The organism is Alcaligenes sp. 1735tsa3, assembly GCF_024134565.1.
Taxonomy (GTDB): Bacteria; Pseudomonadota; Gammaproteobacteria; order Burkholderiales; family Burkholderiaceae_B; genus Alcaligenes; species Alcaligenes phenolicus.
On sequence record NZ_CP099862.1, the window covers coordinates 2,049,494 to 2,072,493 of the forward strand.

The following is a 23,000-nucleotide window of genomic DNA, read 5'->3' on the forward strand; positions in this document are numbered from 1 at the left end:
TATCTGGTAAAAACCCTTATCGGGTATTCCCTTGGGCGCGTGTCGTTCAAGCCCTGGCGGAAACATCAATAGTGGACAGTGTAAAACAATGGTTAGTTTGTTTGATCCAATCAAACTGGGTGATATTGAACTCATGAACCGCATCATCATGGCGCCCATGACACGCGCACGCGCCTCGGAGGGCCGTATGCCCAATGATTTGATGCGTATGTACTATTGCCAGCGGGCCAGCGCGGGGCTGATTGTAGCCGAAGCCACTTCGGTATCGCCGCAAGGTGTGGGCTATGCCCACACGCCGGGCATCTGGAGTAGTGCACAGGTAGATGCGTGGCGCACGATTACCGAAGCCGTCCATGCCAAGGGTGGCCGTATTGTCTTGCAGTTGTGGCATGTGGGGCGTGTGTCTGATCCGGAATTTCTGAATGGCCAAATGCCGGTTGCGCCCAGCGCAATTGCCTGTGAGGGCATGGTCAGCCATTTAAGCCCGGAACGTCCTTTTGTGGTGCCGCGTGCCCTGCGCAGTGAAGAAATTGCCGATATTGTGGACGACTTTGCCGTTGCCGCTCAAAACGCGCTGAGCGCCGGCTTTGATGGGGTGGAGATACACGGTGCCAATGGCTACCTGATCGACCAGTTCCTGCATGATGGCTCCAATACCCGCACGGATGCTTACGGTGGCTCGATTGAAAACCGGGCTCGTTTCCTGTTGGAGATTGTGGACGCCTGTGTCGCCATTTGGGGCGCTGGCCGAGTCGGTGTGCATTTGTCCCCACGTGGTGGCTTGCATGGCATGAAGGATTCCGATCCGGCCCGTTTGTTCTCGTACGTGGCTTGCGAACTGGATCGCCGTGATATTGCCTTTTTGTTCCTGCGTGAAAGCCCGGCTTCGGACAGCTTGTTGCCCATGATCAAATGCCAGTTTGGTGGTGCGATTATCGCTAATGAACATTTCGATTTGCCGACAGCACAGACCACTTTATCCAAAGGCATGGCAGACGCCGTGTCGTTCGGTAAGGCTTTTTTGTCCAATCCGGACTTGCCCTTGCGTTTGCAGTTGCGTGCGCCCTTGAATGGCTGGGATCGGGATTCGTTTTACACCCAGGGGCCTAAAGGCTATACGGATTATCCATTTTTGAAATCCAACCCGGAATGGGATCAGCCTGTGGGTGAGGATTTACAGGCGCATTAAGCTTGCCTGTGATTAAGTAGGTGGAAATAAAAAAGCCCGTTTGATACGGGCTTTTTTAATGGGCTTTATTGTAGATCGGTAGCAGTTTGGGGCAGCGTGCCACTTTCCAAGGTGTATTGCACTTGGTGTTCAGCTACCGCGCACCACTCGAAAAGTGGCTGCCGCTTTAACCAGCAAGCGTTCCTTCTCGTCATACCCGCCACCTTCGCAGTAAGCGGTATCGCCTTCCAGATACAGGCATTGGGCCTTGAACCAGACATCGCCACGCGCAGGCAGTAAAAACTGCGAGTTCATGTCTATGGTGGCCATCCCTGAGCCAGGACGTTGTGCCCGTGCGGCGGCGCTAAGGGTGAAATCCAGAATCGCCATCAAGGTGCCCCCGTGCACATCGGCACGGGAGTTGGCATTACAGGCTTGCCAGGGCAGAAAAGTAATCACTTCCTGCTCGGTGCTGCTCACGGTTTGCAGGCCCAGGTGCTGCATCAGGGGGATATGTGTGCCGAAAAAGTCCTGTTTGGGCTGCGCCAGTTCGGCCTGCAAATGCTTCATGGGTTCAGCTTTTGCTTCACTTGAGCGGAAACCTGGGACATATCGGCACGGCCAGCCAGTTTGGCTTTCACCAGCCCCATGACTTTGCCCATCAATGCGGGGCCTTGAGCGCCGTCAGCCTGAGCCTGGGTAATCGCATCGGCAATGGTCGCATCAATTTCGGCGCTATCGGCTTGCTGTGGCAGGTATTCCTGCAGAATCAGCAATTCGGATTTTTCTTTCTCGGCGCTTTCGGTACGGCCAGCAGATTCAAAAGCCTGGATGGATTCGCGGCGTTGCTTGACTTGTTTTTCAATGATGCTGCTTACTTCAGCATCGCCCAGCTCGGTACGTTCGTCCACTTCGCGTTGTTTGATCGCGGCTTGCAGAAAACGCAAGGTCTCCAGGCGTCCGCTATCGCGAGCGCGCATCGCCGTTTTGATATCTTCAGCTAAACGGGTTTTGAGTGTTTGACTCATGGTGGTTCCTGGTTGAACGGGCAAAGCCCTAGTTTAACGCAGGGCGGGGGTAGGGAAAAATCCGATTATTGAAAATCCCGGCTGCGTGCGACCAGATCACCAATCAGGTGATTCATGGATACCAGACGGCGGGCAATCAAATGACATACGCTGCCATCACGTTGCCAGACACCATAGACACCCAGCAGGCGAGATTGAAGCAAGGCCTGAGATTGCGCCTGCGCCAACTCTTCACGCACGATGACATTGACACTGCCGGTTTCATCTTCCAGCGTTACAAATACGGTGCCTTTGGCGGTGCCGGGGCGTTGGCGGGTGGTCACCAGCCCGCAGGCCCGTGCCAGCCGCCTATCCGGGCAGGCTTGGTTGAGTTGTCCTGCGGTGGAGAATCGCAAGGGGGACAACTGTGTGCGTAGCAAGGACAGGGGGTGACGATTCAGGCTCAAGCCCACGGCCTGATAATCACTTAACACTTCCAGCCCCACACTGGCTCGTGGCAAATCCGGGGTGTGCTCCGGCGTTTCAGCATGGCTCAGCAATCCTGCCTGACTGGGGCGCCGGGCATCCCAAACACTGTGGCGGCGTTGGCTATAAGCACTGCGTAAAGCATGGGCCTGGGCCAGCGCTTGCTGATCGTGGGCTGACAGGGCCAGTCCCTGGCGCAAACAGGCCAGATTCAGCGTACGGTCCGGGTGGCTTTGCCGGTAACTCACGATGGCTTGGGCACCTTGCTCGCTCAAACCTTTGACCATGTGCAGGCCCAGACGTACCTGAGGCGGGCCGCCAAGCTCGGAACACACGTGGCTGTCATACAGGCTGTATTGCACATCCACAGGCAAGACCTGAACGCCGTGACGGCGTGCATCCTGGACCAATTGGCTGGGGCCGTAAAAACCCATGGGTTGAGAGTTCAGCAAGGCCGCCAGAAAGTGCTCCGGGTAACGCGCTTTCAGATAGGCGCTGAACCAGGCCAGTTTGGCGAAGCTGGCCGAGTGACTTTCCGGAAAACCATATTCTCCAAAACCGCTGATCTGATCGAACAGGCGCTGGGCAAATTCGGGGGCATAACCTTTGGCAGCCATGCCATCGAGCAGCTCTTGCTCAAAAGGCCCCAAGCCGCCACGACGACGCCAGGCCGCCATGGCCCGTCGCAAGGCGTCCGCTTTGTCAGCCGAAAAACCCGCCGCCTCCATGGCCAGTTCCATGGCCTGCTCCTGAAAAATAGGCACGCCCAGGGTGCGTTCCAGAACATGGCGGATTTCGGGAGCGGGGTAGTCAACTTTGCTGTGGTCGCGACGGCGTTCCAGATAAGGATGCACCATGCCCCCTTGAATGGGGCCGGGGCGCACAATGGCCACTTGCACCACCAAGTCGTAAAAGCATTTGGGACGCAGCCGTGGCAACATGCTCATCTGGGCGCGGGACTCGATCTGGAACACGCCTATGGTGTCAGCGCGCCGTATCATCCGAAAGGTTTTGGCGCTTTGCAAAGGGATGTCCTGCAAGCGGAATGGTTTGCCTTTTTGCTGACTGATACTGTCCAGGCAGCGACGCAAGGCGCTCAACATACCTAAGGCCAGAATATCGACTTTCAGCAAACCCAGCACATCCAGATCATCCTTGTCCCATTGCACAACGCTGCGCCCTGGCATGGCGGCGTTTTGAATCGGCACCAGCCTGTGCAAGGGTGTTTGTGAAATTACAAAACCGCCAGGGTGCTGGGACAGGTGACGAGGAAAGCCCATCAGCTGGCGGGTCAAGGACAACCATTGATGCGCTTGCTCAGGCGGGCATTCGGGAAAGCGTGCCAGGACTTCATCCTGAATGTGGCTGTCTTTAAGCCAGGCACGGTCGCATTGAATCAAGGCCTCGATCAAGGCGGAAGGAATGCTTAGCGCCTTGCCGGTGTCCCGCAAGGCGCTGCGGCGTCTATAGGTGGTGATCACCGCTGTTAAGGCTGCTCGTTGCCGGCCATATTTGCGGTAAATGTATTGAATAACCTCTTCGCGACGCTGATGCTCGAAGTCCACATCAATATCGGGCGGTTCAGCCCGTGCGCGGCTGATGAAGCGCGCAAACAAGGTATGGCTGCTGGCAGGATCAACTTCAGTAATGCCCAGGCAGTAGCACACGGCCGAGTTGGCGGCAGAGCCTCGGCCCTGGCACAAAATCCCCTGACTGCGCGCGTAACTGACGATGTCATGCAAAGTCAGAAAGTAGGACTCGTATTGAAGGTCTGCAATCAGGCTGAGTTCCTCTTCCAGGCGCGTGCGCAAGCTGTCGCTAATCCCTTTGGGGTAGCGCTTTTGCGCGCCACGCTCGGTTTCCTGTCGCAGATACTCAATGCCACTGAGACCGGGCGGGACAATCTCGACCGGGTACTCGTACTTGATTTCACTTAAACAAAACTGGCATAGCTCCTGGATGTGATCGGTGGTCTCACGCAGTTCGGCCGGGTAAAGATTGGCCAGTTGGAAACGACTGCGTAAGTGATGTTCTGCATTGCTGGCCAGGGACCAGCCGCATTCTTGCACAGGTGTTTTCAGGCGTATGGCTGCCAAAGTATCGTGCAAAGGCTGGCGAGAGCGCACGTGCATATGGACGCCGCCCAACGCGGCACAGCGCAATCTACATGCCTGCGCTGCCAGCCTGACGGCGCGCAAATGCTGCATGTCCTGATCGCGCCTATGCAGACTGATGCCTAAAAACAGTCGGCCTGCAAACAGGTCCAGCAAATGCTGTGTTTGAAGACGGATGTGCTCGCTATCCAAGCCATAGGCCGGCTTGTAGATGACAAGACAGTCTGGCAGAACCTGTTGTTGGGAACCTTGGCGGGCTTGTTGCAAAAAAGACCAGTCAATCGAGGCTTCCTGCTTCAAGTCCAGTGATTGGTGCAGGTGCGAGATGAATTGACAGAGATTGCCGTAGCCTTCCTTGTTGCGCGGCAGAATCAGCAGCTCATGGGTCTGAGTGTCGTTGCAGGTTCTTGTCTCAGCCTTGGCGACTTGTGGGCGCTGATTGTCCCAACCCCCCGTAAAGCGGAACCGACTTCCAACCAACAAGCGGATTTCCGGATGCAACTTGGCCTGCGCATAAGCGCGCACCACACCGGCCATGGAGGCGTAATCGCATAAGGCCAGCGCCTTGTAGCCCAATTCGGCAGCGCGGCTGATCAGCTCCTCGGGGTGGGACGCGCCATTCAAGAAACTGTAATTGGACAGGCAGTCCAGCTCGGAATACAGCAGGTCTATATGGGGTTTCATCCAAAGACTCCGTGCAGATACCAGGCATGCTCCTGGCTCAAGTCCCGATAAACCCAATACAAACGTCCCTGCGGACACAGGGCAATAAAGTAGTCCCGCTGCTGATGCCCGGTGCCGCTCCACCAGCCTGTCTGTACCCGCTCCGGGCCTTGAACCAGGCGCAAGCGCTGCTGATCCAGAAGCGGAGATTGCTGATCGTGTTGTAAGGGCTGAGCCGGGTCCAGCAGCCAGCATGGACGTTGCAAAGCCGGACGGTCCGCATCGGGGGGCTGGCTGCGGGACAAGGGGAGCCATTGATTCGCTTGTTCAGGCAAATAGCTGGCTTGGGCGGCAGGTGTCAAAATCTGTTCAGCCCCCAGCCTGGCCTGCAAGCGCTCCAACAGTTGTTGATCCTGCTCTTGCCAATGACGCGCATCGGGAAACAGGCTGCTGGCATGAGTTTGGCGCGGGTGTAGTTGCTGTGCCTGCAGCACCATGCTCTGTACGGCCGCCTGTAATTGCAGTTGCTGGAACTGTTCTTGCCATACGGGCAAAAAGTCCTGGCTACGCCAGCAGGACCGGGCCATTTGCAACTCCAGGCGGGTGGTCGTGGGGTAGTCCTTGTATCTTTCCGTGCGTAGTACCAGTTCCAGACGTCCACAAGCCAACTGGTACTGATTCAACCAGGCCTCCAGCTTGATCAATAGGCGATTTACGGCCCGCAAGACGGTGGGTTTGTTATTGGATGGCGTATCCATCTCCAGCTTGTCTGTAAATTGCGGGGCGGCATGCACCCATTCCAGCGCCCAGCGTTGTGTGCCGTAGGCTTGGTCCAACTGCAACAGCAGAGCACGCAGCCCGCGCTGGGATAGACCATCGCGGGGGAGTTGGTGCAACTGGCCCAGGGTATGGCAGCCCAGACTATGCAACCATTGCAGCTGGTCGGCAGGCGGAGCCAATAAGTGGATGGGAAGCGGGTTCAGACAGGCCTGCAAACGTCGTGCACAACGGCGCTGCTTGCGTCCGGATAAAGCCAGCAAGCAGGCCGCACGGGCAGTGGGTGCCAGGGCCAGGCAGGGCTCGGGAATAAGGGCTTGCAAGTCAGCCCGGACCTGTTGGTACAGACGACGCAAACCACCAAACAGCCGGATGCTGGCACTGATATTCAGTACCCATAAATCGGCTTGCACCTGTGCCAGCTGGGGGCTGTAGCGCAGCAGAACGGCTTGAATACCGTTCTGCTGTTTTGGGCTGGCCTCAGGCGTAAGCAGGCTCTGGGGCAGTCGCAGGCACAGGTACATGAGACGGAATGGCCGCTGGCGGCATCAGGGTGTGGTGAGGGGCCAAAGCAATGCTGTCCTTGCACGGCGGCCCCCGTCGTTTGCGGATATGAACATCCAGCCAGGGCTGCCCCTGCTGGTCTTGGCGAGTCTGAAGTTCAAGACGCAAAAGGGCGGGGCTGTTGGTCTGACTGTGCGCCGGACGTAAACAAAAAAACAGGCTGTCGCTATGGCTGGCTAATAGCTGTAGTTGACGCAAGGCCGCTAAAGGCACATGAGCAGGCAGCCAGCTCAGCACAGCCGCACAGTGGCCGTGACGCAAGGCCTGGGCACTGGCCCACAAGGTATCGTTCAGGTGCTGGCTGCGTATCCAGAGCATGCGGGCGGGCAAGGCGTTTTCTGATGAGCTGTTTTGCTCGTTCGTAACAGGAGTACCACGCCACAGTTGTTGCATGGGTTGATAGGGCGGGGCGACTAAAACACGCAAGCGCTCTGCCTGCAGCGTATTCAAGACTGGCAACAACAAGGACAAGGCACTGCTGTCTTGCTGTGCATGCAGTTCGATCAGACTGCCCACAGGCCAGCCGCCTCCTGGCAGTTCGTCATCCAGGGCGGCAAACCCGCTGGGCAGGCAAGTGCCTGCGGCATGCGCATAATGCTTGCCTGTCCAAAGGGAAGGGTGAAGATCTAAAAGGGAACGAAGTGCGCTTGCCATAGGTATGCTCCTGATTGCTGTATAAATATACAGTAAATCTGTTCGCCAGCAAACCAGGCATCTGTTTCAAAGCAGAACTTTTATATACTGTGGCCTTCTGTTTGGCGCTCTCGCATGAATTCTTCCCCTTCTACCCGACCAGGCCGCTGTGCACAGTGTCAGCGGCCCTTGGCTCGTTGCTTGTGTCCCTTGATCCCTTCGATAGAAGCGGCGTGTCCTGTGCTGATTTTGCAGCACCATTCCGAAGCCCGGCATGCGCTTAATACTGCGCGCTTGGCGTATTTGGGTTTGAAGGGGACAGAGCTCTGGGTGGGAGAGCAGTTTGCTGGGCTGGAGGCCCGGCTGGCACAGGCGCATCGTCCGGTTTTGCTGTTTCCGGGACCAGAAGCCAAGGTGGCGGGCTCAACAGGCCCAGAGGAGAAGCCGGATCTGATCGTGGTGCCAGATGGCACCTGGCGCAAGGCACGCCTGATCTTGCACAGCAATCCGGTTTTGCAAGCCCTGCCGTATTGGGTATTGCCTGAAGGACAGGCGTCGCGCTACAGACTGCGTAAAGCGCCCGACCCGCAGGCTGTGTCGACCTTGGAAGCAATTGTCCGGCTGATGCAGATTATGGAGCCGGAGCGGGATTTCAGCCCTTTGCTCCGGCCCTTCGAGCAGTTGATTGAAGAGCAAATCCAGGCCATGGGCCTGGATACGTATCAGCGTAACTATCCTACTTCCAGGTGAAGTTCAGTTCGCGGGGCTGGCCTTCAACAATAGTGGCCTGACGCTCCTGGGTCTGGCCCTGGTAAGTGGCAAATACCTTGTAATTGCCGGGGCCAAGACGGATCAGGCAGTAGGGGCCGTCGATCAGGCTGTTCAGCACGGTTTGGTCGTTGCTGTTACGGATAACCAGCTGCACATCGGAGATATAGCCGACGCGCTCACCCTGGTTGGCTGAAAAGTTCACGGACAAGGGAAAGGTGTTGCGCACCATGCGAAACAGCTGGGCTTCATCACTACCTATGCCGCCGCTGATGTATTCGGTTGAACCGTAATACTGGCTGGGGGGCAGTTCCTGGGCGTGCACAATGGGGCTGCTCAATAAGGCCAGCGACATGGCAATGCCGATCAATGAAAGACGAGGACTCATGAGGTTTCCTTGCTTGAAGTAAGGTGGCTAAGCGGGCCCTCAGGGGCCCTGTTGCTGTTATGAGAGGGGTGGGGCTGGCTGTCAGGATGAAAGCTGGGCCATAACAAAGGCCAGTCATGCTGACGGGTCGGTTCTGCCTGCGGATTGAAACTGCGTTTACGCAGCATTCCATGTCCGCGCTGATTCATAGTGATGACGGTGGTGCAGCGAGTGCCGTAATTGGGGCTGACAATAAACGGGCTGCTTAACAAGCGTTCGTGCTCAAGACTTAAGCCGGTTTGGGGCAAGTCGGCATCGGCTGCGACTTCCTGATTGCGTAAACCCTGAAACAAGCTTTCTACCGCTGGTGGCGAGCCATCAAAATGCTGTGCCTGCAGGGTTTCTTTCAGGAACAGGCTTTTGGGCCAAGGTGTATTAAGCCAGGCATTGCTCAGAACATGTACGCCTGGTTCCAGCATGTGCGGGCTGCCACTGGGATGACGGTTGCTGTAATAGCCCATGCGTAAAGGCTGTTGCTTGTCCGGCCATTCCAGCACAAAAAGATTGAAGCCTGCGTAATCGGCTCCTTCCTGGGCGAGTTGTTCCAGATAGTCGGCGGGACTGCGCTCGTCTCTTAGAAACTGGGGGATCAGCTCGCCGCGTGAGCGTTGCTTGCTGTGTTTGTTGCTGGGGGCTTCGCGGTAATTGGTCAGCAAGGCCAGCCGTCCACGGCTTTGTGTCAGGCCCAGCCAGGTGCCCCCGGCTTGCAGGTCCCGACCCGCCAAAATATCGGGCTCGTCCCGCCAAGGTTGAGCCGCTTGGCTGGGGCGAGCATGATATTCGTCGCGATTGGCGGCAATAATCAGCGGCCAATCTGCATTAACTCCGACGGCGATATAAGCGATGCACATGTGCCGATTGTAGGATGGCTATGCAGGCTTTGGTAGCCAAAGTACCGCCAAGTTCCGCTTTTTTTCTCGGGATTGAGAATGGCGCTTCAGGCTGGGTGTTCAGGTCTTGAACACCAGGTTTAAAGCGTCCAGGAAAGGGCGTCGTAGTTTTGGGCCAGACGCACGACGGTGACACCCGGACGTAGCTGGCGCAGCGAAGGCATGACCAAGGTGCAGTTATCGTAGGGCGTCAGCAAAGCTTGACCATCAGCTTGGCCGATCGCCGTGCCTGCATCGGCCAAGGTTTCCAGGCCTTGCCAGTTCTGATCAAAACTGACTTGCATGGAAGGGGCGACAATCGCATGGGTGACTTGCAGAACGCGTTGCGTATCGGGAGACGCTCGACGCCAGTCCGAGGGCAAATCCTCTTTTTCTACAATCTCGGAGGCGAGCAGAAAGCGGGCAATCAGGTCCAGTGCGATTGCCGGTGTATCAGGATCGCCATGAAAGCCGCATTCCAATAGTAAGGAGCGCGCTTCATGGGCTTCAGGGTCCGAGAATCGACCGTAATCGCGCATGCGTACGCCGTCCTTATGGCCGCTATCCACAATCACATGCTCGGGAGCGCCCAGAGTACGGGCCAGCTCGATATTGCGTGCCAAGGTGCCAGTCAATAACAAGGGGGCGCTGGGTTCATGCATGGAGTGCAGGTCCAGCAACCAGTCGGCTTGTTCCAGCCAAGGCAAAATCGCTCGTGCACGGCGCTGCTCTTGTGTCTGTGTTTGAGCCAGCTTCTGATCGCTCCAGACGCGGTTCATATCTTCGTCCACGTAGCGGCTGGCATCGTGCCGCTCAGGATTAAAGCGATCAAAGGCGTCCAGATTGCAAAAGGCCAGAATCAGCTTGCCACGACGGGGCTTCAGGCCACTGGCCAACACGGCTTTCAAGGCCCAGGCCCCACAAAGTTCGTTGCCATGAATCAGGGCGCTGATCATTACGGTACGGCCCGCTTCGCCCGAGTCCAGGCACCAGATTCCAGGGACACCGGTATTGCCCTGACGCTGTTCTTGAATGTCAGGCAAGGAAAGAGAAAATTGCATGGAAAGACTCCAGCGCCCCAGCAGCTAGCCGGGGCCCATGTGTTTTATTCGGCTTGCAGCTTGGCCAGTTCGACCAGACGAGCATATTTGTCGACCTCTTTGGCCTGGAACTCTGCCGCGTTCATGCCGGGGGCGTAAAGCGTGGCTCCATTGGATTGCATTTTCTCTTGCAAGTTGGCCGATTGCAGGCTGCTGTCCAGAGCCTGACGCAAGGTGCTGGTGACGGATTCAGGCAAATCCTTGGGGCCATACAAACCAAACCAGACGTTGATGTCGACCTTTTCAAAGCCGGGCGTATCGGCCAGGGGCGGGATCTCCGGGGCAGCAGGAGAGGCATGGGTTTCGGTAATGCCCAAAGGCACGATGGCGCCTGCGCGAGCTTGTGACAGGCCCGAGGACAGCACAAGGTAAGCTGTATCCAGTTGACCGCTCATCAAATCCGAAACCAGGGGTGGGACGCCACGGTAGGGCACGTGCATGGCGGTGGTGCCGGTCGAGGCGTTCACCATTTCACCGGCCAGGTGCAAGGTAGTACCTACGCCGGAGGAACCAAAGCTGAAGGCTTCCGGTTTGGCTGCCCGCAGCTTTTGCGCATAGTCTGCCGCGGAGCGAATACCGGACTCTTTGGAGGCTGCCAGCAACAAGGGCTGGGAGGCAATCATGCCAATAGGCGTGAAGTCTTTTTGCCCGTCGTAGCGCACGGCTTTGTTGATCATGCCGGCGATGATCATCTCGTTGGTAGAACCCAGCAGCAGGGTATAGCCGTCGGCAGCCGCACGTTGCACGCGTTGAGCACCAATGGTGCCACCGGCACCGCCTGCGTTTTCCACGACGACGCTTTGGCCCAAACGGCTGCTGAGTTCTTCGGCCAGCAGGCGGGCAGTCAGATCCACGCTGCCTCCGGCGGGATAACCCACGACCAGAGTCAGGCTGCGTGAGGGGTAGGTGTCGGCGTGGCTGATTGAGGCTTGCAAGAGGCTACAGGCGCCCAGAATGCCAAGAACCAAGCTGCGCTTGGGAAAAGAAAAAGACATGATGTGCTCCCCGTTCGATGGATAGGTTTCCAAGCAGCGGCCAGTGTGCGCGCTGCGGGCCTGTTTATCCTTAGTTATGAAAGGGTATTGTGTCTGCTGTGGCTACTTGCGATGTGCTGTTGCGGCACATAGGCGTGCTTTTTCGGTTGCTTGTGTGTTTATCGCCCCTGCTGGGTGAAGGCCCAGACGGACTCTGCCAGATCCGAGAGCGGGGCTCGGGAGCGATACAGACGAACTTCAAAGGCAATCTCGTCGCCTTTGCCGCCCAATTGCACCAGCGTGCCGCGACGACATTCATTGGCAATCATGGACAGGGGTAACCAGGCTACGCCCATGCCTTTCAATACCGAGCCCATTGCCGTATCCAGAGAATCGCAACGCACCGTGCTGACCAGGGGATAGGGAAAGTGGTGCAGTTTGTCGCCCAGAATGCGGGCCATGGCCAAGCCGCCTGAATATGAAATCAAAGGAATGCTGCGTCCGCTATCGGCATTGAGTTCATATAAAGGTGTACCGTTCTTGCGGCGCTGACAGGTAGGCACCAATTTGTCAGTGGCGATGGTCATATACGTCACTTGCTCGGCCAGCAGTTCAATTGACAAGGCCGGGTGTTCATAACAGCACAGAAAGTCGGTTTTGCCTTGGGCCAACAGCTTGGCCATATCGGCCATCATGCCGGTGCTGATGTCGATAGGCACATGGGCCGACAAAGGGGCGTGGCTGCCTTTTTGCAGACGGCTGACCCAGTCCGTGACCAGGGTGCGTGCCAGGCTACGGCCGGTAGCAATGCGCAAGCTGCCTTGTCCGGCTTGATCCGAGGCCTGCAATTGCCGACGAACGCGGTTCAGTTGTTCCAGCACTTGATTGGCTGTGTTGTAAAACACCTGTCCTTCCGGCGTTAGCGTGATGGGCAGGCTGCTGCGCTCCACCAAGGGTGTGCCTACCCATGTTTCCAAGGCCCGAATGCGACGTCCAAATGCGGGATGTGTGACGTGGCGTTGTTCTGCTGCCCGAACAAAACTTCCCGCACGAGCCAGGGTTACAAAGTCTTCAAGCAGTTTGAGCTGGGGCACGAAGGGCGTCTTACAGCATGGCCAGGCCGTTGGATTTTTCAACCAGATCGCGGATACGTACCGCGTCACCGATACGCGAGTAACGTCCCGAGGAGTTCAGCAGCACAATAGCCACTTCACGATCTTCGATCTTGGTCAGCATTACCAGGCATTCGCCCGCTTCGTTGATGAAGCCGGTTTTGGAGACCTGAATATCCCAATTGGCGTTTTTCACCAAACGATTGGTATTGTTGAACACCAGTTGGCGACCACGTACAGGCTGCACGGAGTACTGATCATTCGTGGTGTATTGCTGGATACGGGCATGCTGGCTGGTGGCCGTCAGCAACTTGACCAAATCACGCGGGCTGGACACGTTGTCGCTGGACAAGCCGGTAGGCTCTACAAAACGAGTATTGCGCATACCCAAGGCACGTGCCTTGTCATTCATGGCGCGCACAAAAGCAGACAAGCCACCGGGATAGCTGCGCCCCAATGCGTGGGCAGCCCGGTTTTCAGACGACATCAGCGCCAGGTGCATCATGTCGGCACGGCTCAGTTTGGAGCCAACGCTAAGACGCGAGCTGGAATATTTGACGCGGTCCACATCTTCGTCGATGATCTCCAGCATTTCATCCATGGGCAGGCCGGATTCAGCCACGACCAGGGCTGTCATCAGCTTGGAGATGGAGGCAATGGGACGAACGGCGTCGCTGTTTTTCTGGTACAGCACAGTAGACGATTCCAGATCCTGCACAAAGGCAATTTCCGAACGCAGGGCCGCGTGCTGGATCAGGGCGTCGTGTTTAAGGGCATTAAGCGCACGGCGGCTATCGTTTTCGCTATAGCTGATAGGCTGCAGGTTTTTCTCGAAAACTAGATGCGGCACGTTGTAGCTGATGGCGGCTGTGGCTTCATCCAGTGTGGATGGCTCGGCCAGCGCCAGTGTCTGCGCAAAGGACGAAATCGAAAAAGGCGCTAGAAATAAAACACATAGCGCACGTCGAATGAATTTATTTGTTCTGGTCTGAGGCATTTTTCAGTTCCCGGTAGGCGAGAAACAGAAGGGCGGAGAGAATTTATGCGCTTATGCTACCAGAAAAAATCCTCTTTATATTAGTATCTTACGGCTCAAAGTTAAAAAAAAATTAAGATGTCTGCGCGGTATCATTAAGAAACTTATTTTTATCTGTATAAAAACACAGCTTATGTTTTTTCTGAAAGTCCAAAATAATAAAAAAACTGTTTTTATCAACAGTTTTTTAAATCGATTCCTGCTTTCTATGGTCCTGGTTTCATTACCGCTGGCCAGTCATGCTGCCTCCTTGGCCTGGGACGGGGAACAGCTTAGCAATGCCATCACCACCAGCTCGCCCAGCACCCAGCAAAGCTTCCTGCCTGCAGAGGCGGTGCGAGCACAGGCTTCAAGCATAGGCAAGGTGGAAGTCAGTTATCACCACAATGGGCGCGCCATTCTGAAAAGCCGTTTGTGCTTGCAAGGCGGCTCCTGTGTGGACATGAATGGTTCGGTATTAAGTACCAGGGCCTTTGCCGGTCAGGATGCGCGTCTTGGCTTTGTGCTGGTGCATGAGGTGTGGAGCTGGGCGGGTAGCACAGAGCCTGTGCGTGTGCAGGCCTCGATACGGGTGAATTACCAGCGCTAGCCTGAAATAAGGCGGTTTCCCAATAAACGATTTAATTGCTCTTGTACTTGATCCACCTCAAAGTCCAGACCTAAAGAAACCTGCCGTACTGCCGATATGTAGTCCTGATGCCCATCGGGCCATAACCAGGACTTGTGCATGAACCCCTCTACTCTGATCGGCATCGTAGCCAGCGTGCTGCTGTTTGCCGTGATCTTGTTTTTTACGGCAGAAAACCCCGCCTTGTTTGTGGACCTGCCCAGTTTGGCCGTGGTGCTGGTAGGTACCTTGGCAGCGACGTTCATCAGTTATCCCTTAAGCGAAGTTGTCCGTATTTTTGGTCTGATCGGCACCGTGCTGCGCAATGAACGCCTGTACACCCAGCAGGATATGGACGAGCTGATCAATATCTCCCGCCTGTGGATGATGGGGGATATTCGCGCGGTGGAAGAGGCGCTGGAAAAAGTGGCCAACCCTTTTCTGAAAACCGGCGTTCAGCTGGTGATTGATCGGGCACCCCAGGAAGATATTGAAGACCTTTTGCAATGGCGTATCAGCCGTTTGCGTGCTCGTGAACATGCAGAAGCGCAATTGTTCCGTTTGATGGCCAGCTTTGCACCCGCCTTCGGTATGGTCGGCACGCTGATTGGCTTGGTCAACCTGATGTTTTTGCTGGGCGATGGTGACATTACGTCTATTGGTCAGCAAATGGCTCTGGCCTTGATGACGACGTTCTACGGCGTGCTGTTGTCCAATCTGGTCTTCAAGCCCGTGGCGGTGAAGCTGGAGCGTCGTACCGAACAGCGTGTGGTTCTGATGAACATGATCATGCAAGGTGTGTCCATGATGAGCCAGCGCCGTGGCCCGGCCTTGATGCGTGAGACGCTGAACTCCTTCATGGCTCAGTATCAGGACGAGATCAATGACCGGGGCGGCCGCGACGATGATGCGGACCCGGCTCCGGAACGGGGCTGATCCCATGGGAAACATGGAGCAGGACCTGACTTTGGGTGAACTTGCTGACCGCCAGAAAGCCTTGCAAAAGGAACTGGAGCAAGCTCGCGGCGCCAAAATCGAACAACAACTGGCCAGCAATCTGGGCAGTCGTCGTCGTAGCCGCCCCTGGAATGATCCAGGGCTGGCGGTGCCCGAGGAAGAAGAAGCCTGGTTGACCACGTATCTGGACATGATGACCTTGTTGCTGGTCTTGATGATTGTGATGCTGTCCTTTGCGGGTAAGCGGGCACAAACGGCGGCGCAGGGACAAGGGCAGGGAGGGGCTACGGTCGTGGCCCAAGCAGGCAAGGACGGAGCCGGTTTGCTGCCTGCTGGGGCAGGCCTTTTCCCGGACTCTGGTCAGGGTGAAGGACAAGGCAAAGGCAATCACGGCCTGGATCTGGACGGCTTGGGTGACAATATTGATGTGGTCATGAACGACCAATCCGTGAGCTTTCGCATCAATAGCGAAATTCTGTTTAACTCGGGCGGTGCGGATCTGGGGCTGGAAGGTTTGACGGTATTACGCCAACTGGCTGCCGTACTGCAGAAATCCACCCATCCCATTGTGATTGAAGGTCATACGGACTCGGTGCCGATTCGTAGTTATCGCTACCCATCCAACTGGGAACTATCAGGTGCGCGTGCCGGTAGTGTGGTGCGTTATATGGAAGCCAACGGAATTGGCAGCCAGCGACTGAGCGCTGTCGGTTATGCCGATACCCGGCCTTTGGGGGATAACGGCACCTCGCAAGGTCGTGCGACGAATCGACGGGTTGAAATTATTGTGCAGACTCCCCAAGCACAGCCTGAAAGCCCGGTCCCATAAGCCTTTAAAACAAAACCCCGGTTTGCAACATACAAACCGGGGTTTTTGTTTTGAGCCGAAACTCAACGCGTCTGACTTAGTCCAGTACGCGCGTGGAGGAAGCCAGAGAGCCTAGATCGAACTTGGGCAGGTGACGACGCAAGGGCATGACCAGAACACTGATCACTACCGGCACAATCGCGGCCAGCAGGAAGGACTCCAGCAAGTAATCCATAGGGCCATTGGGGCGCGGAAATACGGCCAGACCGGCGACCAGACCACCGATGGTGCTGATGGTGGCCGTAAAGCCATCGTAGCGGCGGCTGTACAGGCCAAAGAAAACCGGGAAGGCCGCTGCCGAGCACAGCAAGTCCGCCAGCAGGAACAAGTACAGTACGCTAAAGCCTTGCGAGGAGGCGTACAGCACAGGGATGGAGCAAATCCAGATCAGGGAACGCGCCAGACTCATCATTTGAGCGGTGTTGCGATGCGGCATGATGCGGCTCAAGTCCACGGCAATCAGGCTGGAGACAGCGCTGATTGCGGTATCGGCACTGCTCATGACCAGGGACAGGCCTAACGGAATCAGCAGCACCAGGAACCAGACAGGTACGTGCGGCAAAATTACATTGAACAAGGCCACGGAGCTGTCACCGGGCGAGCCCAGACCGACAAAGGCCAGGCCAAACAGGCCCATCAGAAAAATGAAAGGTGCTACAAACAAGCCGCCCAACAAAAAGCCGCGACGCATGGACTTGGTGTCTTTGGCGGCATAGATACGTTGCCAGTTACCTTGGTGAAACAGGCCGGTCAGCAAGATGGCGACAAAGAACGTCAGGCCAGCCTTCACGCCTACGGGATCGCTAAGCTCGATCAGGCGTGGGGCTTCCAGTTTCACGCTGTCAAACAACTGTACCGGGCCGCCCACCGCCTGCCAGCCGAACATCACGATCAGGAACAGCATGGGCAGAATCACAAACATCTGCACCTTGTCGGTGAAGATGGAAGCACGCAAACCGCCGTAAGAGGTGTAGATCAGCGTGGCCAGCAACACAATGCTGGCCGTGACCCATAAAGGAATCGGGGCAATCAAGGTAATCATCTTGGACATGGCGGTGATTTCTGCCGTCATGGAGATGAACATGTAAAACAGCATGATGATCAGGGTCAGCGCATACATGGGACGACCGTAGCGGGCGATGACAAACTCGCTCAGGCTATGACCGCGAGGCAGCAATTCGCGCATGCGCTTGCCGAGTGGAATCATGGCTAGACGGGGCGACATGGAGCCAATGGCATAACCGATGACAGCGCTTAAACCGCCCCAGCTGGCTGCCTGTGCGGGCGAAAACAGAATCCAGGCACCCAGCGAGGAGGCCAATAAAGTCAGAATGGTAGCGACCGAGCTTTGGCTGTTGCGAGCCACCACAAAGTCTTCCAGGGAACTGTTGTAGTGGCGGGCGTACAGCACCCCAGCCAAGGCAAAAGCAGCGGAAAAAACGATGAGCCACAGGAGGGTGGCACTTTGGTCCAGCATGAGATCTCCCCAAAAGCCTGTTTGAACAGGCACAAACCGGCCAGTCTGGCAGGGTGCCAGAGCAGGGCGCAGAAAAATGGAGGGATTGAAATGGGGCGTGTGAGCTTGTGAATGCGCCGCTCAGACAAGAGCGGGCAGGCTGCCAGGCCGCGTTTCCTTTCCCTTCGCCGGCATGATCCGGATCAGGTTCTAAGGGTTACCGCTTGAATGCGGAGTCTCAGCCCGTTAAGGACTCCCCCAGGAACAGGCTAGAAGAGTAGGAGAGCTTCTTTCAAATGTCAATAATACGGTTGAGTCCGATTTATGCTATGGTCTGCCTGCGGCACGGGGTGTCCTTCTTGGGAAGGGCTGAGATAAAACCCGTCGAACCTGATCCAGCTCATACTGGCGAAGGGATGTCCGAATCCATGGCCCTGCGTCTCAAGCAGGTCGACATCCTCGCCGAAATCTTGCAAGGAATGTCATGTCTGTGGAACACGTCTCGGAACTCTCTCAACAACTTGTTCTGGTCACCGGCGGCGCACGCGGCCTGGGGGCTTGCCTGGTACGCGCCTTTGCAGGCCAGGGCGCAAAAGTTGTGATCAATTACCTGAAAAGTGAAGCAGCCGCTCAGTCGCTGGCGGACGAATTTCCGCAGCAATGTCTGGCCGTGCAGGCGGACGTGACGGATGCGGCTTCGGTACAAGCCTTGTTTGCCAAGGCGCAGGCGCACTTTGGCCAGCCCATCACTACCGTCGTCAATAACGCCTTGCCCGAGTTCTCCTTCAATGGCGATGCCCGTCCCCATGCCGATACCTTGACGTGGACGCAGCTGAACCAGCAGCTGGAAGGCATTGTGGGCGGTGCCTTGAATACAACGCAGGCTGCGTTGGCGGGCATGAAGCAGGCCGGTTTTGGCCGCATTATCAATATCGGCACGAACCTGTTTCAGAACCCCGTGGTGCCTTACCACGATTACACCGCGGCCAAGGCGGCCTTGTTGTCCATGACACGCACCTTGTCGCACGATCTGGGGCCCGATCAGATTACCGTGAACATGATTTCCGGTGGTTTGCTGCGCACAACTGACGCGTCCTCGGCCACGCCCGAAGCGGTGTTTGACTTGATTGCGGCCAGCACACCCTTGCGCCGCGTGACCACGCCCGAGGAATTTGCCGATGCGGCCTTGTTCTTCGCCGGTCCGTGGGCGCGTGCCGTAACAGGACAGAATCTGGTTGTTGACGGTGGACTGGTGAAAAACGGATGAGACAGCTGCATTTCAATTTGTTCATTATGGGCTGCGGGCACCACAAAGCAGCCTGGCGCCATCCCGATTCTCAGGTCGAACGTTTAGGCGATGTCCGGTTTTACGAAGAGCTGACCCAGATTGCCGAGCGCGGCAAGCTGGACGCTATTTTCTTTGCCGATGGTCAGTCCAGCGATAACGTGTCCGATGGTCCGCGCTGGTTTCTGGAACCCTTGACCATGATGGCTGCGCTGGCGCGAGCCACCGAACGTATCGGTTTAATCAGTACCGTTTCCAGTACCTTCTACACGCCGTTTGTGGCGGCACGCATGTTGTGCTCTTTGGATCATGTATCCAATGGGCGGATGGGCTGGAACGTGGTGACATCCATGTTTGACTCGGAAGCGCGTAACCACGGCTACGAAGCCATGCCCGATCATGCCTGGCGCTATGCGCGGGCTGAAGAGTTTGTCGATACCGCATTGCAACTGTTCGACTCCTGGAGCGACAGTGCTTTGGTCATGGACAGAAAGGGCGATTACGCCAAAGTGGATCAGGTTCGCCAGATCCTGCATAAGGGCGATCACTTCCTGGTGGATGGGCCCTTGACCTTGCCACGTTCGCCGCAAGGCCAGCCGGTGCTGTTTCAGGCAGGTGCTTCTGAGCAAGGCCGTGATTTGGCCGCGCGCAAAGCGGAGGCTATTTACGCTGTGGCTTATGATTTGCCCTCGGCCCAATCCTATTACCGCGATATCAAACGACGCGTGCGTGAAGCGGGCCGTGGCGTGGATGTGCCCGTGATGCCGGGTTTGGTGACCTATGTGGGCTCCACCATGGAAGAGGCGCGCCGCAAGCAGCAAGAGCTGGACGAATTGCTACCCGCCGAGACATCCTTGCGTCAGCTGGGCATGTTTGTCGGCCAGGACTGCATGAATTGGGAGCTGGATGCGCCAGTGCCACCACTGCCGCCACTGGAAAGCTTCAAAGGCCCCAAAGGGCGCTATGCCACCATGCTGCGCATTGTGGAAATGGAAAAACCGACAGTGCGCCAGTTGCTGGGCCGAATCGCTGCTGGCGGCGGTCACTGCACCATGGTCGGTACGCCGGAGTCCATTGCGGATCAGATTGAGCAATGGTGGCGCAACGAAGGCGCGGATGGTTTTAACCTGATGCCGCCTTCCTTGCCCAATGGCATTCGTGACTTTGTTGAGCAGGTGATTCCGGTTCTGCAAAAACGCGGGCTGTTCCGTCAGGAATACGAGCATGCAACCCTGCGCGGCCACCTGGGCCTGGAGCGGCCTGCCGCCTGATGCCAGGGCAAGAAAAAAGCGGGCATTTCCATAGACGGATTTGTCCGCTTTTTCCCTAGGGTGAAGAGGCTACGAAGTTCCTGAAGTTTGCTATCCTTAATGCTTTAATTGTCGCCTGCTTAACGAGCAGCGAGCTGTATAGGGATCGCACTATGAAAACCGCCGTTGTCACCGGGGCCTCCTCAGGGTTTGGGGCTGCGCTTGCCCGTAAATTGGTATCTGAAGGACACACCGTGCTGGGTCTGGCGCGTCGCCAGGACAAGCTCGATGCCCTGGCCGCCGAGCTGGGCGAGCGTTTTGTACCGGTCAGCGTGGATTTGACCGATCGTGCGCGAGCAGAAGCGGTGCTGGTTGATCTGACAGCTCGTTTTCCCAATATTGATGTGCTGATCAATAATGCCGGTCTGGCACTGGGCGTGGACAAGGCGCAAGACGCCAAGATGGATCAGTGGGACACCATGGTGGCCACCAATATCAGCGCGCTGCTGCACATTACGCACGCTTTGCTGCCGGGTATGGTCAAGCGCAATCAAGGCCACATCATTAATCTGGGGTCGACTGCGGGCGAATACGCTTATGCAGGCGGCAATGTGTATGGTGCTACCAAGGCTTTTGTGCATCAACTGGGCCTGAACCTGCGCGCCGACCTGTCAGGTACCGCAGTTCGTGTTTCTACCGTGGCTCCTGGCCTGTGTTCCGGTACGGACTTCTCGACTGTGCGTCTGGGCGATAAAGACAAAGCCGCAGCGCTGTACCAGAACGTGGATGCGCTCACGCCTGACGATATCGCCAATACCATTGCCTGGATCATGAATGCGCCTGCCCATATGAACGTCAACTACATCGAGTTGATGCCAGTGGCGCAAAGCTTTGCAGGTTTGAGCGTGCATCGCAAGGCTTAAACGTGGCGACCGGCGCGGGTCTGGCTTGATTAGACTTGGGCTCCGGTCTTACACTGCAAACGTCTTCAGGGCGGGGTGAAATTCCCCACCGGCGGTAAGGGAGCTACTCCCCAGCCCGCGAGCGCTTTCCGCCAGGGAAAGGTCAGCAGATCAGGTGAGAAACCTGGGCCGACGGTCAGAGTCCGGATGAAAGAAGATGAAGCATCGCTGCCTTGTGATCAAGGCAGCGACGTGTTTTATTGTTGCCCGGAGGACGCATTGTTTAATCAAGGATGCGTTCAAATGAAAAACCTGAAAATCTCCCCTGCATTAGCCGTTGGTCTTTTGCATGAATTCTGCGAAGGAGCGTGCTGATGTATACCGGAATTGTTAAAGCAGTTCGTCCTCTTACTGCGGTCAAGGCCGAGCTGGGCCGTACCGAGTTTGAAATCGACTTCACTGACGAGCTGCTGGTGGATCTGCAACTGGGTGCCAGTGTCAGCGTGGAAGGCACATGCCTGAGCGTGACCAGCATTTCTGGCCCTAAAGTCACCTTTGATGCGATTCCCGTCACGCTGGAGCGCACAAATCTGGGCACACTCAAAACGGGTGATCTGGTCAATATCGAACGATCGGCCAAGTTGAACGAGGAAATTGGCGGCCATGTGATGGCTGGCCATATCGCAACGACGGCTGAAGTGCTGGAACTGAGCATTACCGAGGCCGGTAATCGCCTACGTTTTCAGATGCCGGAAGATTGGGCGAAATACGTGTTTCCGCGTGGTTTTCTGGGCGTGAATGGCTGCAGCTTGACTGTGGCGGATGTGGAAGACGGTGTTGTGACCATCAACCTGATTCCCGAAACCTTGCGCCAGACGACGTTCTCCCGCTACAAGACGGGCGATAAGCTCAATATCGAAGTGGATCAGCAGACGGTTGTGTTGGTCGATGTGCTGGAGCGTACGGTTGCAGGCACGTTGACACGTGTGATGCCTGGTTTGAAAGGCTGATTGACGCCTAAATGAAGTAAAAAGAGCTGTCAGTTTTAAGACTGGCGGCTCTTTTTTATGCGGGGCTTTTACTGTCTCTGTTGCGGTACTGGATGTTTTGGGGCTTGTGGACAAAGCCTGGAGTGAAACGCAGCCCGAAAGCGGAGTACAGAGCCGTGTGAGCATGACCCCTCTAGTGATCGGCACTTTGCATAACAAAGCAGTACTCACACTTGAGTTAGCGTCTTCAAGACAAAATCAGCACGCTTTTCTACGCTTGTTTTGGGCAGCAGGCTCACTTGGTATCCCAGTAGGGGATAAACACGCTTCAAGCGCTCATACTCACGCAAAGCAGCGTTCATATCGTGACGACGTTCTGGATCAGCCTCGTATATTTCAGGCCAGGGCGGCGTTAAAAATACCTGTGAATGATAAGGGCTGGTCTTGTTGAGTTCATCCAGCAGTGGCGTTCCCTTTAATTCCTGCAAAGCCGCGGCCGCATCAATCAAGCCTCGATCAAAAAACACCCAGCCACCATCTTTCGGAGCGCTGCAATAGTCATCTTGCGCGGTCTTTATCGCTTCATTCAGGAAGGCCTCCATATCCAGCCAGGGAAGGGCAGAGCCACCGCTGGCCAGTTGTTCCTGCACGATACGTCGCCCAGGTTCCTGGATAACCGTATAGCCACGATTTTGCAGCTCGGATAACAAAGTAGATTTGCCGCCACCAGAGCAGCCGGAGAGAAGGACAAAAGGGTTCATAAGAGTAGGTCAGTAGAAGGTGAAGACTTGTACAGGCGTGTTCAAGCCCCGAAACTGAAGCCGGATGTAGGGATGTAGGGTGGGGAAGTCTGGAGCAGATACCCGCGAAGATTGTGCAAGTTTAGCGTATTTCTGCATTTCCATACTCCCACACTCAGCCAGCTAGTGACCAGCCCGACTTGAAAATAATAAAATGCAATTAACGGAAAGGAGTTTTTCTCATTGAA

23 protein-coding genes and 3 riboswitches are annotated in these 23,000 nt (G+C 56.2%); of the genes, 10 read left to right on the top strand and 13 right to left on the bottom strand.

Annotation, left to right across the window (positions count from 1 at the left end; genetic code table 11):
* The first annotated feature begins 88 nt into the window (after positions 1-88).
* Complete coding sequence (locus NIZ92_RS09470) at positions 89-1,189, top strand: alkene reductase (RefSeq protein ID WP_009454209.1); 1,101 nt, start codon at positions 89-91, stop codon at positions 1,187-1,189.
* Between the two features lie 129 nt (positions 1,190-1,318).
* On the opposite strand, the gene NIZ92_RS09475 is transcribed toward NIZ92_RS09470, so the two are convergent.
* From NIZ92_RS09475 to imuA, 5 genes are all read right to left on the bottom strand, one after another.
* Positions 1,319-1,738, bottom strand: a complete 420-nt coding sequence (locus NIZ92_RS09475) for a PaaI family thioesterase (protein WP_009454207.1) — start codon at positions 1,736-1,738, stop codon at positions 1,319-1,321.
* Entirely contained in the window at positions 1,735-2,196 is a 462-nt protein-coding gene (locus tag NIZ92_RS09480) for a GatB/YqeY domain-containing protein (RefSeq protein ID WP_009454206.1), read from the bottom strand. Before NIZ92_RS09480 ends, NIZ92_RS09475 begins: the two co-directional genes overlap by 4 nt.
* A 65-nt stretch (positions 2,197-2,261) precedes the next feature.
* The gene (locus tag NIZ92_RS09485; protein WP_254003172.1) at positions 2,262-5,459 is read right to left on the bottom strand and encodes an error-prone DNA polymerase; all 3,198 of its coding nucleotides are present in this window, start codon (positions 5,457-5,459) and stop codon (positions 2,262-2,264) included.
* Complete coding sequence (locus NIZ92_RS09490) at positions 5,456-6,739, bottom strand: DNA polymerase Y family protein (protein WP_254003173.1); 1,284 nt, start codon at positions 6,737-6,739, stop codon at positions 5,456-5,458. The genes NIZ92_RS09485 and NIZ92_RS09490 overlap by 4 nt, the downstream gene beginning before the upstream one ends.
* On the bottom strand, positions 6,696-7,433 hold the full coding sequence (gene imuA, locus NIZ92_RS09495; RefSeq protein WP_254003174.1) for a translesion DNA synthesis-associated protein ImuA: 738 nt from the start codon (positions 7,431-7,433) through the stop codon (positions 6,696-6,698). Before imuA ends, NIZ92_RS09490 begins: the two co-directional genes overlap by 44 nt.
* Before the next feature lie 114 nt (positions 7,434-7,547).
* Between imuA and NIZ92_RS09500 the strand changes: the two genes are divergently transcribed.
* Positions 7,548-8,162 (top strand): tRNA-uridine aminocarboxypropyltransferase, encoded by a 615-nt coding sequence (locus NIZ92_RS09500; RefSeq protein WP_247966833.1) that lies wholly within the window; start codon positions 7,548-7,550, stop codon positions 8,160-8,162.
* Here NIZ92_RS09500 and NIZ92_RS09505 read toward each other — a convergent pair.
* The 6 genes from NIZ92_RS09505 to pbpG form a co-directional block, all read right to left on the bottom strand.
* Positions 8,149-8,568 (bottom strand): carboxypeptidase-like regulatory domain-containing protein, encoded by a 420-nt coding sequence (locus tag NIZ92_RS09505; protein WP_009454198.1) that lies wholly within the window; start codon positions 8,566-8,568, stop codon positions 8,149-8,151. The two genes, NIZ92_RS09500 and NIZ92_RS09505, sit on opposite strands and share 14 nt — an antisense overlap.
* The gene (locus NIZ92_RS09510) at positions 8,565-9,458 is read right to left on the bottom strand and encodes an NRDE family protein (RefSeq protein WP_254003175.1); all 894 of its coding nucleotides are present in this window, start codon (positions 9,456-9,458) and stop codon (positions 8,565-8,567) included. The genes NIZ92_RS09505 and NIZ92_RS09510 overlap by 4 nt, the downstream gene beginning before the upstream one ends.
* Before the next feature lie 119 nt (positions 9,459-9,577).
* Positions 9,578-10,537 (bottom strand): succinylglutamate desuccinylase/aspartoacylase family protein, encoded by a 960-nt coding sequence (locus NIZ92_RS09515; protein ID WP_254003176.1) that lies wholly within the window; start codon positions 10,535-10,537, stop codon positions 9,578-9,580.
* A gap of 44 nt (positions 10,538-10,581) precedes the next feature.
* On the bottom strand, positions 10,582-11,571 hold the full coding sequence (locus NIZ92_RS09520) for a tripartite tricarboxylate transporter substrate binding protein (protein ID WP_021446611.1): 990 nt from the start codon (positions 11,569-11,571) through the stop codon (positions 10,582-10,584).
* A 158-nt stretch (positions 11,572-11,729) separates the two neighbouring features.
* Positions 11,730-12,644 carry a LysR family transcriptional regulator gene (locus NIZ92_RS09525; RefSeq protein ID WP_035273204.1) on the bottom strand — a complete coding sequence of 305 codons (915 nt, stop codon included), beginning with the start codon at positions 12,642-12,644 and terminating at the stop codon, positions 11,730-11,732.
* A gap of 10 nt (positions 12,645-12,654) precedes the next feature.
* On the bottom strand, positions 12,655-13,659 hold the full coding sequence (gene pbpG, locus NIZ92_RS09530; protein WP_088452837.1) for a D-alanyl-D-alanine endopeptidase: 1,005 nt from the start codon (positions 13,657-13,659) through the stop codon (positions 12,655-12,657).
* Positions 13,660-13,906: 247 nt separating this feature from the next.
* On the opposite strand from pbpG, the gene NIZ92_RS09535 reads away from it, so the two are divergent.
* From NIZ92_RS09535 to NIZ92_RS09545, 3 genes are all read left to right on the top strand, one after another.
* Positions 13,907-14,287 carry a flagellar protein FlhE gene (locus tag NIZ92_RS09535; RefSeq protein WP_009454187.1) on the top strand — a complete coding sequence of 127 codons (381 nt, stop codon included), beginning with the start codon at positions 13,907-13,909 and terminating at the stop codon, positions 14,285-14,287.
* A gap of 138 nt (positions 14,288-14,425) precedes the next feature.
* The gene (locus tag NIZ92_RS09540) at positions 14,426-15,241 is read left to right on the top strand and encodes a motility protein A (protein ID WP_009454185.1); all 816 of its coding nucleotides are present in this window, start codon (positions 14,426-14,428) and stop codon (positions 15,239-15,241) included.
* 4 nt (positions 15,242-15,245) lie between these two features.
* Complete coding sequence (locus NIZ92_RS09545; RefSeq protein ID WP_115633629.1) at positions 15,246-16,091, top strand: OmpA family protein; 846 nt, start codon at positions 15,246-15,248, stop codon at positions 16,089-16,091.
* Between the two features lie 76 nt (positions 16,092-16,167).
* Here the strand turns inward: NIZ92_RS09545 and NIZ92_RS09550 are convergent, their stop codons facing one another.
* Positions 16,168-17,607 carry a sodium:solute symporter family protein gene (locus NIZ92_RS09550; RefSeq protein ID WP_083053547.1) on the bottom strand — a complete coding sequence of 480 codons (1,440 nt, stop codon included), beginning with the start codon at positions 17,605-17,607 and terminating at the stop codon, positions 16,168-16,170.
* Between the two features lie 141 nt (positions 17,608-17,748).
* Positions 17,749-17,856: riboswitch (TPP riboswitch) on the bottom strand.
* A 66-nt stretch (positions 17,857-17,922) separates the two neighbouring features.
* Positions 17,923-18,020, top strand: a riboswitch (TPP riboswitch).
* 50 nt (positions 18,021-18,070) lie between these two features.
* On the opposite strand from NIZ92_RS09550, the gene NIZ92_RS09555 reads away from it, so the two are divergent.
* The 5 genes from NIZ92_RS09555 (at position 18,071) to NIZ92_RS09575 (ending at position 22,033) form a co-directional block, all read left to right on the top strand.
* A complete protein-coding gene (locus NIZ92_RS09555; protein ID WP_254003177.1) occupies positions 18,071-18,853 on the top strand; it encodes a 3-oxoacyl-ACP reductase in 783 nt (260 codons plus the stop codon).
* Positions 18,850-20,142, top strand: coding sequence for an LLM class flavin-dependent oxidoreductase (locus NIZ92_RS09560; RefSeq protein WP_035273191.1), 1,293 nt, complete (start codon positions 18,850-18,852; stop codon positions 20,140-20,142). The genes NIZ92_RS09555 and NIZ92_RS09560 overlap by 4 nt, the downstream gene beginning before the upstream one ends.
* Positions 20,143-20,294: 152 nt before the next feature.
* Complete coding sequence (locus tag NIZ92_RS09565) at positions 20,295-21,044, top strand: SDR family NAD(P)-dependent oxidoreductase (protein WP_254003178.1); 750 nt, start codon at positions 20,295-20,297, stop codon at positions 21,042-21,044.
* A gap of 57 nt (positions 21,045-21,101) precedes the next feature.
* A riboswitch (FMN riboswitch) is annotated at positions 21,102-21,246 on the top strand.
* Entirely contained in the window at positions 21,231-21,398 is a 168-nt protein-coding gene (locus tag NIZ92_RS09570; RefSeq protein ID WP_157664295.1) for a hypothetical protein, read from the top strand. (Overlaps the previous riboswitch by 16 nt.)
* Positions 21,398-22,033, top strand: a complete 636-nt coding sequence (locus NIZ92_RS09575; RefSeq protein ID WP_035273187.1) for a riboflavin synthase — start codon at positions 21,398-21,400, stop codon at positions 22,031-22,033. Before NIZ92_RS09570 ends, NIZ92_RS09575 begins: the two co-directional genes overlap by 1 nt.
* Before the next feature lie 206 nt (positions 22,034-22,239).
* On the opposite strand, the gene NIZ92_RS09580 is transcribed toward NIZ92_RS09575, so the two are convergent.
* A complete protein-coding gene (locus NIZ92_RS09580; protein ID WP_254003179.1) occupies positions 22,240-22,773 on the bottom strand; it encodes an AAA family ATPase in 534 nt (177 codons plus the stop codon).
* Positions 22,774-23,000: the final 227 nt, after the last annotated feature.

What these genes read in the sequence shown, in the direction of transcription:
- NIZ92_RS09570 (WP_157664295.1), top strand. Translation starts at nt 21,231, where the DNA reads ATGAAAGAAGATGAAGCATCGCTGCCTTGTGATCAAGGCAGCGACGTG.
- NIZ92_RS09560 (WP_035273191.1), top strand. Translation starts at nt 18,850, where the DNA reads ATGAGACAGCTGCATTTCAATTTGTTCATTATGGGCTGCGGGCACCAC.
- NIZ92_RS09480 (WP_009454206.1), bottom strand. Translation starts at nt 2,196, where the DNA reads ATGAGTCAAACACTCAAAACCCGTTTAGCTGAAGATATCAAAACGGCG.
- imuA (WP_254003174.1), bottom strand. Translation starts at nt 7,433, where the DNA reads ATGGCAAGCGCACTTCGTTCCCTTTTAGATCTTCACCCTTCCCTTTGG.
- NIZ92_RS09535 (WP_009454187.1), top strand. Translation starts at nt 13,907, where the DNA reads ATGGTCCTGGTTTCATTACCGCTGGCCAGTCATGCTGCCTCCTTGGCC.
- NIZ92_RS09500 (WP_247966833.1), top strand. Translation starts at nt 7,548, where the DNA reads ATGAATTCTTCCCCTTCTACCCGACCAGGCCGCTGTGCACAGTGTCAG.
- NIZ92_RS09555 (WP_254003177.1), top strand. Translation starts at nt 18,071, where the DNA reads ATGTCTGTGGAACACGTCTCGGAACTCTCTCAACAACTTGTTCTGGTC.
- pbpG (WP_088452837.1), bottom strand. Translation starts at nt 13,659, where the DNA reads ATGCCTCAGACCAGAACAAATAAATTCATTCGACGTGCGCTATGTGTT.
- NIZ92_RS09515 (WP_254003176.1), bottom strand. Translation starts at nt 10,537, where the DNA reads ATGCAATTTTCTCTTTCCTTGCCTGACATTCAAGAACAGCGTCAGGGC.
- NIZ92_RS09545 (WP_115633629.1), top strand. Translation starts at nt 15,246, where the DNA reads ATGGGAAACATGGAGCAGGACCTGACTTTGGGTGAACTTGCTGACCGC.
- NIZ92_RS09510 (WP_254003175.1), bottom strand. Translation starts at nt 9,458, where the DNA reads ATGTGCATCGCTTATATCGCCGTCGGAGTTAATGCAGATTGGCCGCTG.
- NIZ92_RS09580 (WP_254003179.1), bottom strand. Translation starts at nt 22,773, where the DNA reads ATGAACCCTTTTGTCCTTCTCTCCGGCTGCTCTGGTGGCGGCAAATCT.
- NIZ92_RS09520 (WP_021446611.1), bottom strand. Translation starts at nt 11,571, where the DNA reads ATGTCTTTTTCTTTTCCCAAGCGCAGCTTGGTTCTTGGCATTCTGGGC.
- NIZ92_RS09470 (WP_009454209.1), top strand. Translation starts at nt 89, where the DNA reads ATGGTTAGTTTGTTTGATCCAATCAAACTGGGTGATATTGAACTCATG.
- NIZ92_RS09485 (WP_254003172.1), bottom strand. Translation starts at nt 5,459, where the DNA reads ATGAAACCCCATATAGACCTGCTGTATTCCGAGCTGGACTGCCTGTCC.
- NIZ92_RS09475 (WP_009454207.1), bottom strand. Translation starts at nt 1,738, where the DNA reads ATGAAGCATTTGCAGGCCGAACTGGCGCAGCCCAAACAGGACTTTTTC.
- NIZ92_RS09565 (WP_254003178.1), top strand. Translation starts at nt 20,295, where the DNA reads ATGAAAACCGCCGTTGTCACCGGGGCCTCCTCAGGGTTTGGGGCTGCG.
- NIZ92_RS09550 (WP_083053547.1), bottom strand. Translation starts at nt 17,607, where the DNA reads ATGCTGGACCAAAGTGCCACCCTCCTGTGGCTCATCGTTTTTTCCGCT.
- NIZ92_RS09575 (WP_035273187.1), top strand. Translation starts at nt 21,398, where the DNA reads ATGTATACCGGAATTGTTAAAGCAGTTCGTCCTCTTACTGCGGTCAAG.
- NIZ92_RS09505 (WP_009454198.1), bottom strand. Translation starts at nt 8,568, where the DNA reads ATGAGTCCTCGTCTTTCATTGATCGGCATTGCCATGTCGCTGGCCTTA.
- NIZ92_RS09540 (WP_009454185.1), top strand. Translation starts at nt 14,426, where the DNA reads ATGAACCCCTCTACTCTGATCGGCATCGTAGCCAGCGTGCTGCTGTTT.
- NIZ92_RS09490 (WP_254003173.1), bottom strand. Translation starts at nt 6,739, where the DNA reads ATGTACCTGTGCCTGCGACTGCCCCAGAGCCTGCTTACGCCTGAGGCC.